16 protein-coding genes are annotated in these 13,629 nt (G+C 40.4%); 13 read left to right on the top strand and 3 right to left on the bottom strand.

Features of this window, described 5'->3' with window-relative positions; genetic code table 11:
* The first annotated feature begins 38 nt into the window (after nt 1-38).
* The 4 genes from G5B43_RS13235 to G5B43_RS13220 all read left to right on the top strand — a co-directional run bounded on the left by G5B43_RS13235 (nt 39) and on the right by G5B43_RS13220 (nt 3,217).
* Nucleotides 39-602, top strand: coding sequence for a hypothetical protein (locus tag G5B43_RS13235; RefSeq protein WP_165295266.1), 564 nt, complete (start codon nt 39-41; stop codon nt 600-602).
* 23 nt (nt 603-625) lie between these two features.
* Nucleotides 626-1,510 carry a hypothetical protein gene (locus G5B43_RS13230; RefSeq protein WP_165295265.1) on the top strand — a complete coding sequence of 295 codons (885 nt, stop codon included), beginning with the start codon at nt 626-628 and terminating at the stop codon, nt 1,508-1,510.
* A gap of 527 nt (nt 1,511-2,037) precedes the next feature.
* The gene (locus tag G5B43_RS13225; protein WP_165295264.1) at nt 2,038-2,586 is read left to right on the top strand and encodes an RNA polymerase sigma factor; all 549 of its coding nucleotides are present in this window, start codon (nt 2,038-2,040) and stop codon (nt 2,584-2,586) included.
* Nucleotides 2,576-3,217 (top strand): hypothetical protein, encoded by a 642-nt coding sequence (locus tag G5B43_RS13220; RefSeq protein WP_165295263.1) that lies wholly within the window; start codon nt 2,576-2,578, stop codon nt 3,215-3,217. The genes G5B43_RS13225 and G5B43_RS13220 overlap by 11 nt, the downstream gene beginning before the upstream one ends.
* A 193-nt stretch (nt 3,218-3,410) precedes the next feature.
* Here G5B43_RS13220 and G5B43_RS13215 read toward each other — a convergent pair whose 3' ends face one another.
* Both G5B43_RS13215 and G5B43_RS13210 read right to left on the bottom strand, forming a co-directional pair.
* Nucleotides 3,411-3,833 carry a hypothetical protein gene (locus G5B43_RS13215; protein ID WP_165295262.1) on the bottom strand — a complete coding sequence of 141 codons (423 nt, stop codon included), beginning with the start codon at nt 3,831-3,833 and terminating at the stop codon, nt 3,411-3,413.
* 159 nt (nt 3,834-3,992) lie between these two features.
* Nucleotides 3,993-4,367, bottom strand: coding sequence for a DUF3127 domain-containing protein (locus G5B43_RS13210; RefSeq protein ID WP_165295261.1), 375 nt, complete (start codon nt 4,365-4,367; stop codon nt 3,993-3,995).
* 71 nt (nt 4,368-4,438) lie between these two features.
* Between G5B43_RS13210 and G5B43_RS13205 the strand changes: the two genes are divergently transcribed.
* The 5 genes from G5B43_RS13205 (at nt 4,439) to G5B43_RS13185 (ending at nt 8,884) form a co-directional block, all read left to right on the top strand.
* Complete coding sequence (locus tag G5B43_RS13205; RefSeq protein ID WP_165295308.1) at nt 4,439-5,686, top strand: class I SAM-dependent RNA methyltransferase; 1,248 nt, start codon at nt 4,439-4,441, stop codon at nt 5,684-5,686.
* The gene (locus G5B43_RS13200) at nt 5,686-6,339 is read left to right on the top strand and encodes an HD domain-containing protein (protein WP_165295307.1); all 654 of its coding nucleotides are present in this window, start codon (nt 5,686-5,688) and stop codon (nt 6,337-6,339) included. The genes G5B43_RS13205 and G5B43_RS13200 overlap by 1 nt, the downstream gene beginning before the upstream one ends.
* 85 nt (nt 6,340-6,424) lie before the next feature.
* The gene (locus tag G5B43_RS13195; RefSeq protein WP_165295260.1) at nt 6,425-7,186 is read left to right on the top strand and encodes a glycerophosphodiester phosphodiesterase family protein; all 762 of its coding nucleotides are present in this window, start codon (nt 6,425-6,427) and stop codon (nt 7,184-7,186) included.
* Nucleotides 7,187-7,192: 6 nt separating this feature from the next.
* The gene (locus G5B43_RS13190) at nt 7,193-8,032 is read left to right on the top strand and encodes a phosphodiester glycosidase family protein (RefSeq protein ID WP_165295259.1); all 840 of its coding nucleotides are present in this window, start codon (nt 7,193-7,195) and stop codon (nt 8,030-8,032) included.
* A 15-nt stretch (nt 8,033-8,047) separates the two neighbouring features.
* Entirely contained in the window at nt 8,048-8,884 is an 837-nt protein-coding gene (locus G5B43_RS13185) for an endonuclease/exonuclease/phosphatase family protein (protein WP_165295258.1), read from the top strand.
* Between the two features lie 77 nt (nt 8,885-8,961).
* On the opposite strand, the gene G5B43_RS13180 is transcribed toward G5B43_RS13185, so the two are convergent.
* A complete protein-coding gene (locus tag G5B43_RS13180; protein ID WP_165295257.1) occupies nt 8,962-9,819 on the bottom strand; it encodes a M23 family metallopeptidase in 858 nt (285 codons plus the stop codon).
* 220 nt (nt 9,820-10,039) lie between these two features.
* Between G5B43_RS13180 and mutY the strand changes: the two genes are divergently transcribed.
* From mutY to G5B43_RS13160, 4 genes are all read left to right on the top strand, one after another.
* Complete coding sequence (gene mutY / locus G5B43_RS13175) at nt 10,040-11,110, top strand: A/G-specific adenine glycosylase (RefSeq protein ID WP_165295256.1); 1,071 nt, start codon at nt 10,040-10,042, stop codon at nt 11,108-11,110.
* Nucleotides 11,111-11,184: 74 nt separating this feature from the next.
* Nucleotides 11,185-11,631 carry a single-stranded DNA-binding protein gene (locus G5B43_RS13170; RefSeq protein WP_165295255.1) on the top strand — a complete coding sequence of 149 codons (447 nt, stop codon included), beginning with the start codon at nt 11,185-11,187 and terminating at the stop codon, nt 11,629-11,631.
* Between the two features lie 44 nt (nt 11,632-11,675).
* Nucleotides 11,676-12,713, top strand: coding sequence for a phenylalanine--tRNA ligase subunit alpha (gene pheS / locus G5B43_RS13165; RefSeq protein ID WP_165295254.1), 1,038 nt, complete (start codon nt 11,676-11,678; stop codon nt 12,711-12,713).
* A 16-nt stretch (nt 12,714-12,729) separates the two neighbouring features.
* Nucleotides 12,730-13,311 carry a TetR/AcrR family transcriptional regulator gene (locus G5B43_RS13160; protein WP_165295253.1) on the top strand — a complete coding sequence of 194 codons (582 nt, stop codon included), beginning with the start codon at nt 12,730-12,732 and terminating at the stop codon, nt 13,309-13,311.
* Nucleotides 13,312-13,629 lie beyond the last annotated feature (318 nt).

The raw sequence follows: 13,629 nt of genomic DNA, 5'->3' as shown, positions 1-13,629 counted from the left end.
GCGTAAATGGCATATATGATAATTTAAACTACAAAGCAATGAAAAAGCTCGTTCTACTATTCAGCCTGTTAACAATATTTTATGTTTACAGTGATACGCTCGCGCAAAGCGTAAAAGAAATTGACTACAACAACCCCTCTTTGGACTTCTTCACTACCGTACTGCCAGACACGATGTTTTTGTTTGAGTTGAATAAAGTCGATCTTTCAAAACTTAAATACACGTTTAATAATGAAATGGAACAATTTGAGACTACACTTCCCTTTGTTGTAAACGCAGCTATAGGCTCCTCCGAAATCTTTTGGTTTTTCAAACATATACCTAAGAGCAGTAAGGATTTTTCCTGGATGATTTACGAAAGTAACAATACCAAAGTTGGCATCTGTAAGTCTTTTCTTTCTATAAAAACTATAGGAGAAAGCTATAATGTGCTACAAGGAGAGGATCAACTCACGGGGGCTATCCGACCGGGAAAGTACCTGTTAAAAATGTTTGTTAAAGAGATCCCAGCTATAGAAAACCTCGTGTACCTTAGAACAGGGGTATCCTCAAGGTCATATTATCGCGGTCTTCAATCTGGTTTTTACTTAGGACGGTCGTAATAGCTACATAATAAATACAAAAAATGGAAAGAAGAAAATTCATAACAGCTGTTGCGGCTCTGCCGCTCATGATTTCGCTGCCTAAACTTGTAAAAAGTCGTGATAAAAGGGTCAATTCACTTAACTTTAAAGGTTTATTTACTTTAAAAGACCGCCCTGGAAACGAGTTGACGGTTCATCTTCACCTATACAATACTATCAGTGTTGCGGCATTTATGGCGGACTTTCAGAGAGAGGAGGTGGGGCTATGTATCGGTCTAAATGGCGATATTAAATCTACGAAGTTCCAGATTTTTAAGCGCACTTCCGAGGACGTGGAGTTGGATAATTCAAGGTATTTTTTTCATATATACGAGGCGAGGGGTGGTGATAATCTAAACAACAACTACGGTGCGATCGAACATAAAAATGGTGAAAATATCATTAGGTTTGGGTTCCATGAAGACATAGATGGTTCTAAAGGCGTTTCAGATGGTGTTGTTTATCTATTTGATGCGTCCGGTAGTCCTGTTATAGAGTTAGACGCTGAAACACGCGCTAATGAGACTGATACGGCGAACACCGAAACAAGCACTGATTCTGATTATTCGGATTGCTTTCTGACGTCTGCCTGCGTCTTCCATAAAGGACTTGCTGATGATTGCTATGAATTGCAGATGTTAAGGCAATTGAGGGAAACCGTAATGAAGCCGACCCCAGAATATAACAAGCTGATCTCGGAATATGAGCTTATTGCGCCGGCTATGCTGAAAAATATTTATCAGGCAGACAATAAGCATGAAATTTTGGATTTTATTTACGATCAACTTGTGTTGCGCTCGATTCTGCTAATCGAGCACAACAAACCGGAGCAAGCCATCGCTTATTACGCCAATTTTGTGGACATAATGAAGAAGGAATATTTATAAATACAGATCGAAAGACTATACAAAAGCAATGAGTTGGTATAAAAGGGCTGTCGAAAACGGGTATTCATATGCTATCCGTCGGATTGGGGATAGGTACGTTAGAGGGTTGGGAGTAGCGAAGGATTATACTCAAGTTGTCGAGCTATGATCAAAGTTTTGCAGATATGACACCCTACGACACTGGATCCGCGCTACTGTTATCGTGTTGGTTATCAGAACCAGGAGTTTGTGAATTTTGAGTAAGAGGACGATGCGTTATTTATTACGTATTTTATTGCTTTTCAATGTTTTACTCGATTAACATATGTTCTTTTCAGTTAAAATCAGGGTTGTAAATCATTGTTTTAGGACGATATATGATAAAATCCTGCCAAAATGAGTACTTCCAAAAATCCCTTGGCACGATTTTACCACATATAAAGAGTCATTTTTGCTTTTTTTTGTTAGAAAACAAGATTTCGCATTATATTATCTAAAAAATTATGGAATTTGCTATCTTTCAGCATCCTCTTATTGGATAATTGCGCATGGACGAAAAAGAACAACTCGTATATTATAAGCAGACGGGCGATCTGCAGGTATTGGGACAACTATATGCTCCCTATATGTCATTGCTATACGGTGTATGTTTTAAATACTTTCAGGAACAGGCAGCAAGTCAAGATGCGGTTATGCAGATCTTTGAGCAGCTGGTACATAAGCTTCGTATACACGATGTGGATAGTTTCAAGAGCTGGTTATATGTGTTTGCCCGAAATTATTGCTTGATGGAACTCCGAAAGCAGAAAGGCAAAATGCATGTGGATATCGAAGATAATATGTCTGAAAGCGAACAGAAGCTTGTAACGGACGATGAGGGGAAATGGACAGAGGACGATTTCGACAAGGTACACGAATGTTTGGAATCTCTTTCCCATGATCAGGCAGCTTGTGTACGTCTGTTCTATCTAGAGCAAAAATGCTATAAAGATATCGCGGAGGAAACGGGATACGATTTGAATAAAGTGAAGAGCTATATCCAGAATGGGAAAAGAAACTTGAAAATTTGTATGGAGAGTGGGAAAAATGGAAAATAACTATCAACTGTCAAGAATACATAACTATATACACGGCTTAATGAGTCGGGAGGAAATGCATGCATTGGAGCGGGAAGCGTTGGACGATCCATTCTTACAAGATGCGATTGATGGCTATAAGATGCAGCAGGGAGTTGATGTAAAATCGTTGAGCTTATTGCAGCAACGGCTTGAGCGGCGCATAGCAGAGCACGCCCAACGTAAGAATAGATTCTATTTTAGCTGGCAGCGTTTAGCAATTGGTATGGTAGGAGCGGTGATGTTTATCGCGGTCTGTACACTCTTATTGATCCGTCATCTGCCTAATGGACAGAACACCAATGTAACGGAGGTGGAACTGATGGATGATGCCCTTACGCAGACGGTTGTGCATTCATTGCCTATCGGTGATGCGCAGCCGGTAGATGGCTGGGAAGCATTTTCCGCATTTGTATCGACGCATTATTCTGGCGTAAATACGGAAAAGCGGTTAAAGGTTCGCTTCAAAGTGGGACAAGATGGGCTTCCTTATGATATACAGCCACAGGTAGCCACGAATCAGCCAATCTATGAAGAGATCATACAGGTTTTACAGAAAGGCCCGAAGTGGGAAGGAAAAGAAGGATATATTGAGATAGTGTTTCCGGAGTGATTTTTAGTTTTCTTTTTCTTCGCGAAAAAGAAACAAGACAGAGCAAAGCGAGCTCATGGATACTAAAATGAACACGAATCCATAAACCTCGTTTCGGATATTTGAGAGGGTGGAATAGTACGAAGAATAAGCTTCTACAGGTCCCAAACATCCGGATGCGACACAAAAGGTTAAAGAGGGATGGTGCTATTAACTACCTGAAACGTATATCGTTTGCGTTTCTTGGTTTTCTTTTTAGGGTATTCACTTGACCGATTTTATTTTTCACCTTGATGGTATTTTTATCCACGATTTCAATATGAAGAGAGCTTTCATTTAGTTTCTTTTCCGATACTAAATCCTTTGTATATACATTCAACAAGATATTTTGAGGATAACTATCAAGGTTGGCATATTCATATTTTTTAAGAATGTTTTGGGGATACGGAACACCTCGGAAAGTGAACGTAATACAGTTTGCACCCAAAAAATCCATACTTTCCAATGGGGAATCAGTGGTTTTCTCAACAACCCATTTTCCGTTGAAAAACTTATCGATTTGATCGAATCGGCTGTCTTTTTCCACAGAAGGAAATATAAACAATAGCGCTATGAAGCCAATAACTTTCGAAACCATAATCTTTCTATATTATTCGTCCAACAAAAATGATAACCATTTTAACAATAGAAAGTTACGGACTTTTTTTAATATAGACAAAATATTAAAACTATATAACAACAAACGCTCCAAGAGCTAAAAGAACTTGGAGCGTTTGTTGCTTTAGTTATAATCTTATTAAAAAGGTAAGTCGTCATCATCAGCTCCCGAAGACGATATATCAACAGGAGGCATGTCCATTTGGCCCGGCGCTTGCGCCTGTTGTGCTGTATTGGCCAGTTTTGTTACTCGCCATGCAACTAAGGAATTGAAGTACGTGGTAACCCCTTCTTTATTTGTCCATGGACGACCGCGTAGGTTAAAAGAAACCTCTATATCATCGCCGACAGCCAAGTTGTCAAATATATTAACGCGGTCTTGCGTTGCCTCAAAGCGAATGTATTCTACAAATTGTGGGTTTTCTGCGTAAGCAACAATTAAATCTCTTTTTTTGAAAGATTCAGTAACTTGTTGCGTAGCGCCTATTTCATGAACTTTTCCTCTTATTTCCATATCAAAAACGTATTAAACTGTAAAATTAAGCATTTTTTGCTAAGCAGAATAAGTAACTTTGCAAAAAGATGATGGAAGTTTTCAACACCCCCAATAAAGTTATTATTACCTGCAACAGACGCTTGTCGTCTTATTTGGCGCAAGAAGTGGAAGCGCTGGGCTTTGATATTGTCCGTGCCTTTAATACAGGCATAGAGGTCAATGCCTCGATAAATGAATGTATTCGGTTGAATCTGAATCTACGTATAGCGAGCCAAGTCCTTTATGAAGTGAAGTCATTTCGTGCCAGGAATGCCGATGAACTTTATAAAGCACTCGTAACTATTGCATGGGAAGAGTTGCTGCCGTTTGATGGATATTTCTCCGTTACATCGAATGTACACAATGAGACGATTACGACGCCGCTCTTTGCGAATGTCAAGGTAAAAGATGCGATTGTAGACCGTATCAAGGATAAAAAAGGCGTACGTCCTAATACCGGGCCGGAACTAAACCGGGCGGTTATCCATCTGCACTGGATAGATGATAGGGCAGAGATTTTTTTAGATACGTCCGGCGAGACACTCGCCAAGCATGGCTATCGGAAACATCCCGGCAAAGCGCCCATGCTGGAAGCACTTGCTACCGCAACTATTATGGCTACCCAGTGGGATGGTCAATCACCGTTCATAAACCCGATGTGCGGTTCGGGAACGCTAGCCATTGAAGCAGCCCTCATGGCACAAAAACGTATGCCCGGTTTGCAACGGATGAATTATGCTTTCATGCATTTTATAGGTTATGATGAGGAAGTGTTTTTTGAGGAACGCCGCCGATTGAAGGAATTGACAAACAAAAAAAACCTCCCGAATATTATCGCTTCGGATATATCAAATGAGGCTATCGAAATTGCGAAATCGAATGCGAAGACGGCAGGTGTGGAACATTTGATCACATTTGAAATATGTGATTTTGCGAAGACGACTATACCAGAAGAACAGGGCGTCATTATGTTTAACCCCGAATATGGCGAGCGTCTAGGCGTACATACGAAGCTGGAAGCAACTTATAAGCGGATCGGCGACTTTCTGAAGCAGGCGTGCAAGGGATATCGAGGTTATATATTTACTGGAAATCTTGATTTGGCAAAAAAGATCGGCTTGCAAGCTTCCCGGAGGTTCGAGTTTTTTAGCGGTAAACTAGATTGTAGGTTACTGCAATACGAATTGTATGAAGGTTCGAAAGATAAATTGTCTGAATCAAAAACAAGCAAAGGTGCAGACGAAATTCCAACGGGAAGCAAGATACATAAACTCATCCGGGTACAGGATAAAAAATGATGGATGACAAGACGATTATCCAACGAACAGCGGCATTTGTACAGGAAAAGCTGAGAAACGCCGAAGCGGGGCATGATTGGTGGCATATTCAGCGTGTATGGAACAATACAAAGTTGATCTTGGAAACGGAGAACGCTGATATATTGGTTTGTGAATTGACTGCGTTGCTGCATGACATTGCCGACAGCAAGTTTCATCATGGCGATGAGCAGGTAGGGCCACGTATTGCGGGCGAGTTCCTATATAGCTTGGGCTTAGATGATGGTCGGATAGAACATGTACAGCAGATTATATTCAATATGTCGTACAAAGCCTCTTTAGGACAAATTGATTTCCATTCCAAGGAACTAGAGATTGTGCAAGATGCGGATCGTTTGGATGCCATTGGAGCAATTGGTATTGCGCGCGCTTTTCATTACGGAGGATTTAAAAATAGAGAAATATATAACCCTAATATTCCACCTCAAAAACAACTGAGTAAGGAAGCTTATAAAAATACGACGGCACCCACCGTCAACCATTTTTACGAAAAACTATTGCTGTTGCAAGACAAGATGAACACCGATACAGCAAAGCAGATTGCCAAGCATCGCCATTATTTTATGGAATCCTTTTTGCAACAATTTTATGGGGAATGGAACGGAGAAAGGTGATTTAACACTATCTTAACGGGAATTGGATATATTCGTAGAAATTAAATAATAGATCAATCAAAAGTATACCTTATTCATGTATGATATGAAAGCAACACTAGTAATCTTCACCTTATTAACGGTTATGCACATGGGAGCTACAGCGCAAACAGAAATGATCGCGCATCGCGGGTCTTGGAAAAATACTGAGGTGCCGCAAAACTCAATCGCGTCCTTAAATAAAGCAGTCGAACAAAAAGCTTGGGGTACAGAGTTTGATGTACATCTAACAAAAGATGATATATTGGTTGTAACCCACGACCAAGACTTTTATGGAATAGATATAGCCACCTCAACCTACGAAGAATTGCTTGCTAAAAAACATCCCAACGGAGAAAGCATTCCCACTGCTGAGGAATATCTAAAAGAGGGGCTGAAGCAGAAAAAAACCAAGTTGATTTATGAGCTTAAGACAAATAAGCTCGGTACAGAAAGAACGTTAAAAGCAGCAGAGCTATCGGTGGCTTTAGTAAAGAAGTTGAAAGCTGGAAAACAAGTGGAATATATCGCGTTCAGTTACGATGCCTGTTTGAAACTTAAAGAGTTGGATAAGAAAGCAAAAGTTCACTACCTCAATGGCGATAAATCCCCGCAGGAAATAAAAGCCGCAGGCTTGAGCGGGCTGGACTATCATTTGTCGGTTTATAAGAAACACCCCGGGTGGATCGGAGAGGCAAAGAAATTAGGACTTAAAACCAATGTATGGACGGTGAACCGGGAGGATGATATGCATCATTTTATCGATCAGAAGATTGACTACATCACGACGGACGAGCCGGAATTACTCAATAGCATTCTAAAAAAATAATATTCGATGTATCGTTTAAGAATAAGTATTCTTGTCAGTATTGTCCTTTTTGTTACGGCCACGTTTGCACAGGAAAACCAGGATTCCATAGCAGTCGTTACCAAAGATTGGAAAAAAACGGAAGTGAAAAAAGGGGTTATATGGAAACAAGGACATTTTAATAATCTCTTTGACAGCGAACAGGAGATTAACTATGTGGAAATCGACCTTAAAAAGAATTTGAAGAAACTTTATTTCGCTGCAGAGTCTTCCGAGTTGAAACCAACGTCACAATTGGCATTGGAACACCACGCATTGGTGGCAGTAAACGGCGGTTTCTTTGACATGAAAAATGGCGGTGCAACTGATTTTATTCAAGTAGATAATAAAGTCGTCAACCATACTAGAAAAAAATCAGATCGAGGTAATGCGTTGCTTTTGGTTTCGAAAAAAGAGGTAAAGATCAAAGCGGCAACCGACACGCTGTATGAGGCGGGACGCTATCCAAACGTCATGCTTTCGGGTCCGTTACTTATAGCGGATAGCAGCCCTTGCCCGTTAACCAAAAATGCCTTTAACGACAACAGGCATCCGCGCACAGCGATTGCTTTGACACGTGGCGGTAAATTGCTTCTATTTGTCGTCGATGGAAGAAATAAATCCGCGCATGGTATGAATCTTCATGAACTCTCTAGCATATTACGGTGGTTGGGAGCTAAAGAGGCAATGAATCTTGACGGTGGAGGCAGTTCTACATTGTATATAAAAGGAGCTACCGAAAATGGTGTCGTAAACCATCCTTCTGATAATAAACTGTTCGACCATGAGGGAGAACGCGCCGTTGCCAATATTATCTATGTCAAATAACAATACATTTATGCTATGAAAAGGATCTCTTTATCGATATTATTCCTTTTAGGTTTTTTCTACATTTTGTCGGCACAAGAGCTGACGGTAGCTTCTTTTAATATACGTCTGAAAACGACATCGGATGTTGGGAACTTATGGGATGATAGGAAGCAGGCGGTAACCAATCTTATCCAATTTCATGAATTTGATATCTTCGGTATCCAGGAAGGATTTTACGAACAGGTGCAGGATATGAAGAACCAGTTGCCCGGTTTTGAATACATTGGCGTGGGCCGTGATGATGGTGCACAGAAAGGAGAACATTCGGCTGTCTTCTTCAACAAGCAACGCTTCAAAGTGATAAAAGATGGAACGTTTTGGCTTTCTGGTACAGATACGAAGAAACCCAATAAAGGGTGGGATGCCGCCTTGCCAAGAATTTGTACATGGGGTGTGTTTGAAGACAACCAAAATGGCAAGCGGTTCATCTTCATGAATACGCATTTTGATCATGTAGGTATTGAGGCACGTCGTGAAAGTGCAAAGCTTATTTTAGAAAAAGCAAAGGAATTAGCAGGGGATTTACCCATTATCTTAACCGGTGATTTCAATGTAGATGAAACCAACGAAGCATACTTTACACTCGCAAAAAGTGGGATTGTACGAGATGTACATGAACTGGCGAACATCGTGTATGAACCTAACTCCTCATTTAACGCGTGGGGAAAAGGGCTTAAGCCCAAGCAGCGTATCGATCATATTTTTATTACAAAACCGTTTAACGTACGTAAATATGGTATCTTAACAGATACATATATGGGCAAATTTCCTTCGGATCATTTTCCTGTGGTTAGTGTGCTACATTGGTAAACCAATAACGAAACCTGCATGAATTATAACCTTATATATTAATTCATGCAGGTTTTATTGCCATTAAGAATAATCTATTATAACGAAAAATATTTTGATGGGTTGAGTTTTCTGTTATGTAAGAGAACTTCATAATGTAGATGAGGACCCGTGCTCCGACCTGTGCTGCCGAGTAAGCCAACGATATCCCCTGCTTCCACTGCCTGTCCTTTTTTTACACGTGTACGGGTCAGGTGTGCATAGCGAGTTTCGTATCCGTTTTTATGTTTTACCATAACCACGTATCCATAAGCCCCTTTCCATCCCGCAAAAGTAACCTTACCTTTTGCCGTCGCTTTAACAGGGTCTCCTGTTCTTCCTTTCAAATCCACACCGGAATGCATTTCGCGACCTCGGTTTGTAAAAGGATTCCGACGATATCCATAGGACGATGTGACCCGTCCGTGATGTGGCCGGCCGAGCGGTAAACCATCTAATTTGGATTCCAAGTCTTCTAATTGCTTTTTGTAGAAAACGGAAAGCTCCACCAAATCGTCTTCACCCTTTTCAACGGGACCTCCCATATTCGGATTCATCTTAATTTCCTTCAGTCCCCGCTTTTTCATCTTCTGATTGATGCGGTCAATGGCGCTGTCGATAGAGTTGAACGATTTCTTTATTTCCTCGGTCGTAAGCTGATTGTTAAACTCGTCTAATTCCAATAAACGGTTTTCAGCTTTCAACTTATCTATTTTTTGGTCATAAACCTCTATATATTTTTCAGATGTCCTTTGTTTAACCACATACACCACAGATAATACCGTTATAGCGGTAAGGGTGATGAAGGAACATAGAACCTTTTTCCAGTGGGTGACGACGAACGTGGGTACCTGCATTCTCTTGGTAGATGTACCATCCGGTTCGACGAAAAGCACGGCGGTTTTTTTCTTTAGCATGAGCCTCAACAATAAAAACTTTTATGATACGAAAGCACAAAGGTAATGTATCAAGCTGTTTGTAGTCAATATTTTACAAATTTTAACATTTTTTAGGGCTCTTTTTATTGTAGAACCTGCATGAGCTGCCATTTAGAAAAAAATAAATGTAACAAGCTCATGCAAGCTTCATTGCCATAAAAAAACAATTAACTTAATGAAAAAATAAGCAACTTTGTGCATGTCGTTCGCTGAAAAACTGATGAACTGGTACCGAGAGAAGGGTCGTGATTTACCTTGGAGAACCACGCATGACGCCTATATTATATGGCTGTCGGAGATTATTTTGCAACAGACGAGAGTGGAGCAGGGGACACCCTATTTCCATCGTTTTGTAGAAGCGTTTCCAATTGTAACAAAATTTGCGGAAGCAGACGAAGAAGATATCTTGCGGTTGTGGCAAGGTTTGGGATATTACTCGCGTGCCCGGAATATGCATAAAGCAGCCAAAATGGTGGTAGAAGAGTTTCAAGGGGTATTCCCTAGTGCCTATGAGAAAGCTATTCGCCTACCGGGCGTTGGAGAATATACAGCGGCAGCTATTGCATCGTTTTCGGTGAATGAGCCGAGGGCGGTAGTCGACGGAAATGTATATCGGGTGTTAGCACGCTACTTTGGGATAAAGGAACCCATTAATTCTGTGCAAGGAAAAAAAATGTTTGCAGAGGTCGCGCAAGAGATGCTTGATAAGGATAGCCCGGGCATATATAACCAGGCCATCATGGATTTTGGAGCCCTGCAATGCAAGCCTAAGAACCCACTATGTGAGGATTGTATTTTTCGTATGGAATGTTTTGCGTTTCAAAAAGGTTTAGTTGATGTGTTACCGGTGAAGTTAAAAGGGAAAGTAAGCCGGAATAGATATTTTCATTACTTTATTGTAAGGGAGGACGATAGAATTTTGATGTCAAAGCGAGGAGAAAGAGATGTGTGGACAAACCTTTATGAGTTTCCGATGATAGAGACAATTGAAGATATGCTGATGCCAGACTTGATGACATATGCGGATTTTGTCCAATACTTTGAAGAGAGCACTGTTTTGGAAGCTGTTGGCAAGCAGGTAAAGCATGTACTGAGCCATCAGAATATTTACGCACGCTTTTATGTAGTCGGGGATTCCAGAACTTTGAAAAAGAAAAAAAAGGGCTGGAATTACCATTATTGTGAAAAAATAGATAAATTAGCTAAACATAAACTTATATTCTCTTTTCTGGAAAAAAATGTTCATCTCATCTCAGCTAAACAACCGTAGTGAAATCATAGATGTTCTTTCTAACCACAGAGCATATTGTTTATGAAAGGTTTTCAATTCCTAAATTATAAATTATGGCAAGTGTTAATAAAGTGATTTTAGTTGGACATTTGGGAAAAGATCCCGAAGTACGTTATTTAGATAACAATGTCTCCGTTTGCAGTTTTCCTTTTGCGACTTCTGAAACGTACACGAAAGACGGTGTACGGATTAAACATACTGAATGGCATAATATCGTCATGTGGCGTAACCTAGCAGAGATGGCGGTTAAATATCTTCAAAAGGGGAAATTGGCTTATATAGAGGGTCGGCTACGAACCCGAAATTATGAAGATAAAGAGGGAACGCGTCGATATGTTACGGAGATTGTCGGTGAAAGTTTTAAACTCTTGGGACGGCCTTCTGATTTTGGACAAACGGGAAAATTCACATCGCAGGAAGAGGAAAAAAGTGATGGTGAAAAAGAGGAAGAGGTCGATTTTACGGAAAACAACGACGATACAGACGGCTTGCCTTTTTAGAATGCCATAAGAATATTTTAATATTTTGCCGTATCTTTGGCAATATGTTGCAGGACAAAATTAAGCAGTTTACAAAAGAAATAAAGGAATTTACTCCCGCGTCGGCAGCTGATGTGGAAAATTTTCGTTTAAAATTTTTAGTCGCCAAAGGTATCGTTAAAGCGTTATTTGAGGAATTTAAAACGGTATCAGCTGAGGAAAAACGTACGCTGGGTAAAGTTTTAAACGAATTTAAACAACTGGCTGAAAAAACATATAGTGACGCTCAGGCGCAGTTTGCGCATACGGAAAAGACGCTGCAACGTGAGGAGGGAGACTTAACACTCCCTGGAGAAGGCTTCCAGCTGGGATCTCGGCATCCACTATCGTTAGTGCGAAAAGAAATTGTGGAAATCTTTAAGAAATTGGGTTTTATCGTAGCTGAAGGACCGGAGATTGAAGACGATTGGCATAACTTCTCTGCACTCAATTTTCCTCCCGAACACCCCGCTCGTGATATGCAAGATACCTTTTTCGTGGAAAAGAAAGAAGGCAATGACATCGCGCTACGTACACACACCTCTTCTGTTCAGGTTCGCTTAATGGAAATGGGAAAACCGCCTTTCCGTGCTATCATGCCGGGTCGTGTATATAGAAATGAAGCGATATCCGCTCGGGCGCATTGCTTTTTCCATCAAGTAGAAGGGTTGTATGTAGACGAAAATGTTTCTTTTGCAGATTTGAAACAAACATTGTTTCATTTCGTGCAGGAACTATACGGTGAAGGCACAAAAGTACGTTTCCGTCCTTCTTATTTTCCATTCACCGAACCATCTGCTGAGATGGATATTTCTTGTACAATCTGTAAAGGAGAAGGATGCCAGCTCTGTAAATATTCTGGATGGGTGGAGATATTAGGATGCGGTATGGTAGATCCAAATGTGTTAGAGAACTGCGGGATCGATAGTAAGAAATATTCCGGTTTTGCTTTTGGTATGGGTATCGAACGGATAACAAATTTGAAATACGAAATTCGGGATTTGCGATTGTTCTCTGAGAACGATGTCCGTTTCTTATCCCAGTTTGAGACAGAACTTGTGTAACCTCCCAAATTAATATATGGAGCCTGACCAGGTCATATTATCAATTAAGAAATCCGCACGTGAACTTTTTCGACGATACGGATATAACAAAACTAGTGTAAATGAACTGGCGAAACAGGCGCGTATTGCAAAAGCGACATTTTATAAGCATTTCGCCAGTAAAGAGCTTATTCTGCATGCAGTACTGATGGATTATATCCGAGAAAATGTAGAAGATATCCTGAATAAAAATATCCGGGAAAAAGATCTTTCTACTTTTCTGGCGAATACGATTCTTCGTGTAAGTCGTGTAACGTATACCGTCTGTAATGAGTTTGTAGGGTGGGAGTTTATCCGGGAATCGGCCAATGCACAAGAGTACTTGAAAATACTTTCCGATGATTTAGAATTTCTACTGCTTAGTTCTTTTATACAAAACGAAACCATTGCACTAACCGTACCCGAAGAAAGATTAACCTTCCTTATCAAATCCAGTAAAAATATTGTCTTTTCATTTGCTTTTACCTCAGTAACAGATGCCGATGTACGCAAAAATTTTATTTCTTTCCAGAAGGAAATCCTCCCTTATCTGGTACAGGCAACATTGCTGGAGTCGTAGTTTTTCTTCTTCATTTATCCATTAATACTCATTTTTATGGAATGGATGAGCACTTCGTGGTTTTTGTCTTGACACAAAAAACGAAGCAAAAAAAGTCAAGACTTGCATGGTTCCGCTACCTTTACTTGTCTATTCCTAAACAAAATACAACTCGCTACGCTCAAACATTATTTTGTTTTTAACGGAATAGCCTACGTAAAGCTGGCCACGGAACAATGCGATGTCGATTTAACCCGCATGGGCGCGAAGCGTTATTGATCGCTTTTAGATACGCCATGCACTATCCCCTCCCTTAGCATTAAAATGTCGCATCCGAAA

Source organism: Sphingobacterium sp. SGR-19 (genome assembly GCF_011043555.1).
Lineage (GTDB): Bacteria > Bacteroidota > Bacteroidia > Sphingobacteriales > Sphingobacteriaceae > Sphingobacterium.
Note: the sequence above shows the minus strand (reverse complement) of the source record. Positions and strands in the feature narration are given on the sequence as shown.

Bases quoted from the DNA above. Each gene is read 5' to 3' on its own strand.
- G5B43_RS13200 (WP_165295307.1), top strand. From the start codon at position 5,686: ATGGATGACAAGACGATTATCCAACGAACAGCGGCATTTGTACAGGAA.
- G5B43_RS13190 (WP_165295259.1), top strand. From the start codon at position 7,193: ATGTATCGTTTAAGAATAAGTATTCTTGTCAGTATTGTCCTTTTTGTT.
- G5B43_RS13180 (WP_165295257.1), bottom strand. From the start codon at position 9,819: ATGCTAAAGAAAAAAACCGCCGTGCTTTTCGTCGAACCGGATGGTACA.
- G5B43_RS13185 (WP_165295258.1), top strand. From the start codon at position 8,048: ATGAAAAGGATCTCTTTATCGATATTATTCCTTTTAGGTTTTTTCTAC.
- G5B43_RS13170 (WP_165295255.1), top strand. From the start codon at position 11,185: ATGGCAAGTGTTAATAAAGTGATTTTAGTTGGACATTTGGGAAAAGAT.
- mutY (WP_165295256.1), top strand. From the start codon at position 10,040: ATGTCGTTCGCTGAAAAACTGATGAACTGGTACCGAGAGAAGGGTCGT.
- G5B43_RS13215 (WP_165295262.1), bottom strand. From the start codon at position 3,833: ATGGTTTCGAAAGTTATTGGCTTCATAGCGCTATTGTTTATATTTCCT.
- G5B43_RS13195 (WP_165295260.1), top strand. From the start codon at position 6,425: ATGAAAGCAACACTAGTAATCTTCACCTTATTAACGGTTATGCACATG.
- G5B43_RS13235 (WP_165295266.1), top strand. From the start codon at position 39: ATGAAAAAGCTCGTTCTACTATTCAGCCTGTTAACAATATTTTATGTT.
- G5B43_RS13160 (WP_165295253.1), top strand. From the start codon at position 12,730: ATGGAGCCTGACCAGGTCATATTATCAATTAAGAAATCCGCACGTGAA.
- G5B43_RS13230 (WP_165295265.1), top strand. From the start codon at position 626: ATGGAAAGAAGAAAATTCATAACAGCTGTTGCGGCTCTGCCGCTCATG.
- G5B43_RS13225 (WP_165295264.1), top strand. From the start codon at position 2,038: ATGGACGAAAAAGAACAACTCGTATATTATAAGCAGACGGGCGATCTG.
- G5B43_RS13210 (WP_165295261.1), bottom strand. From the start codon at position 4,367: ATGGAAATAAGAGGAAAAGTTCATGAAATAGGCGCTACGCAACAAGTT.
- pheS (WP_165295254.1), top strand. From the start codon at position 11,676: ATGTTGCAGGACAAAATTAAGCAGTTTACAAAAGAAATAAAGGAATTT.
- G5B43_RS13220 (WP_165295263.1), top strand. From the start codon at position 2,576: ATGGAAAATAACTATCAACTGTCAAGAATACATAACTATATACACGGC.
- G5B43_RS13205 (WP_165295308.1), top strand. From the start codon at position 4,439: ATGGAAGTTTTCAACACCCCCAATAAAGTTATTATTACCTGCAACAGA.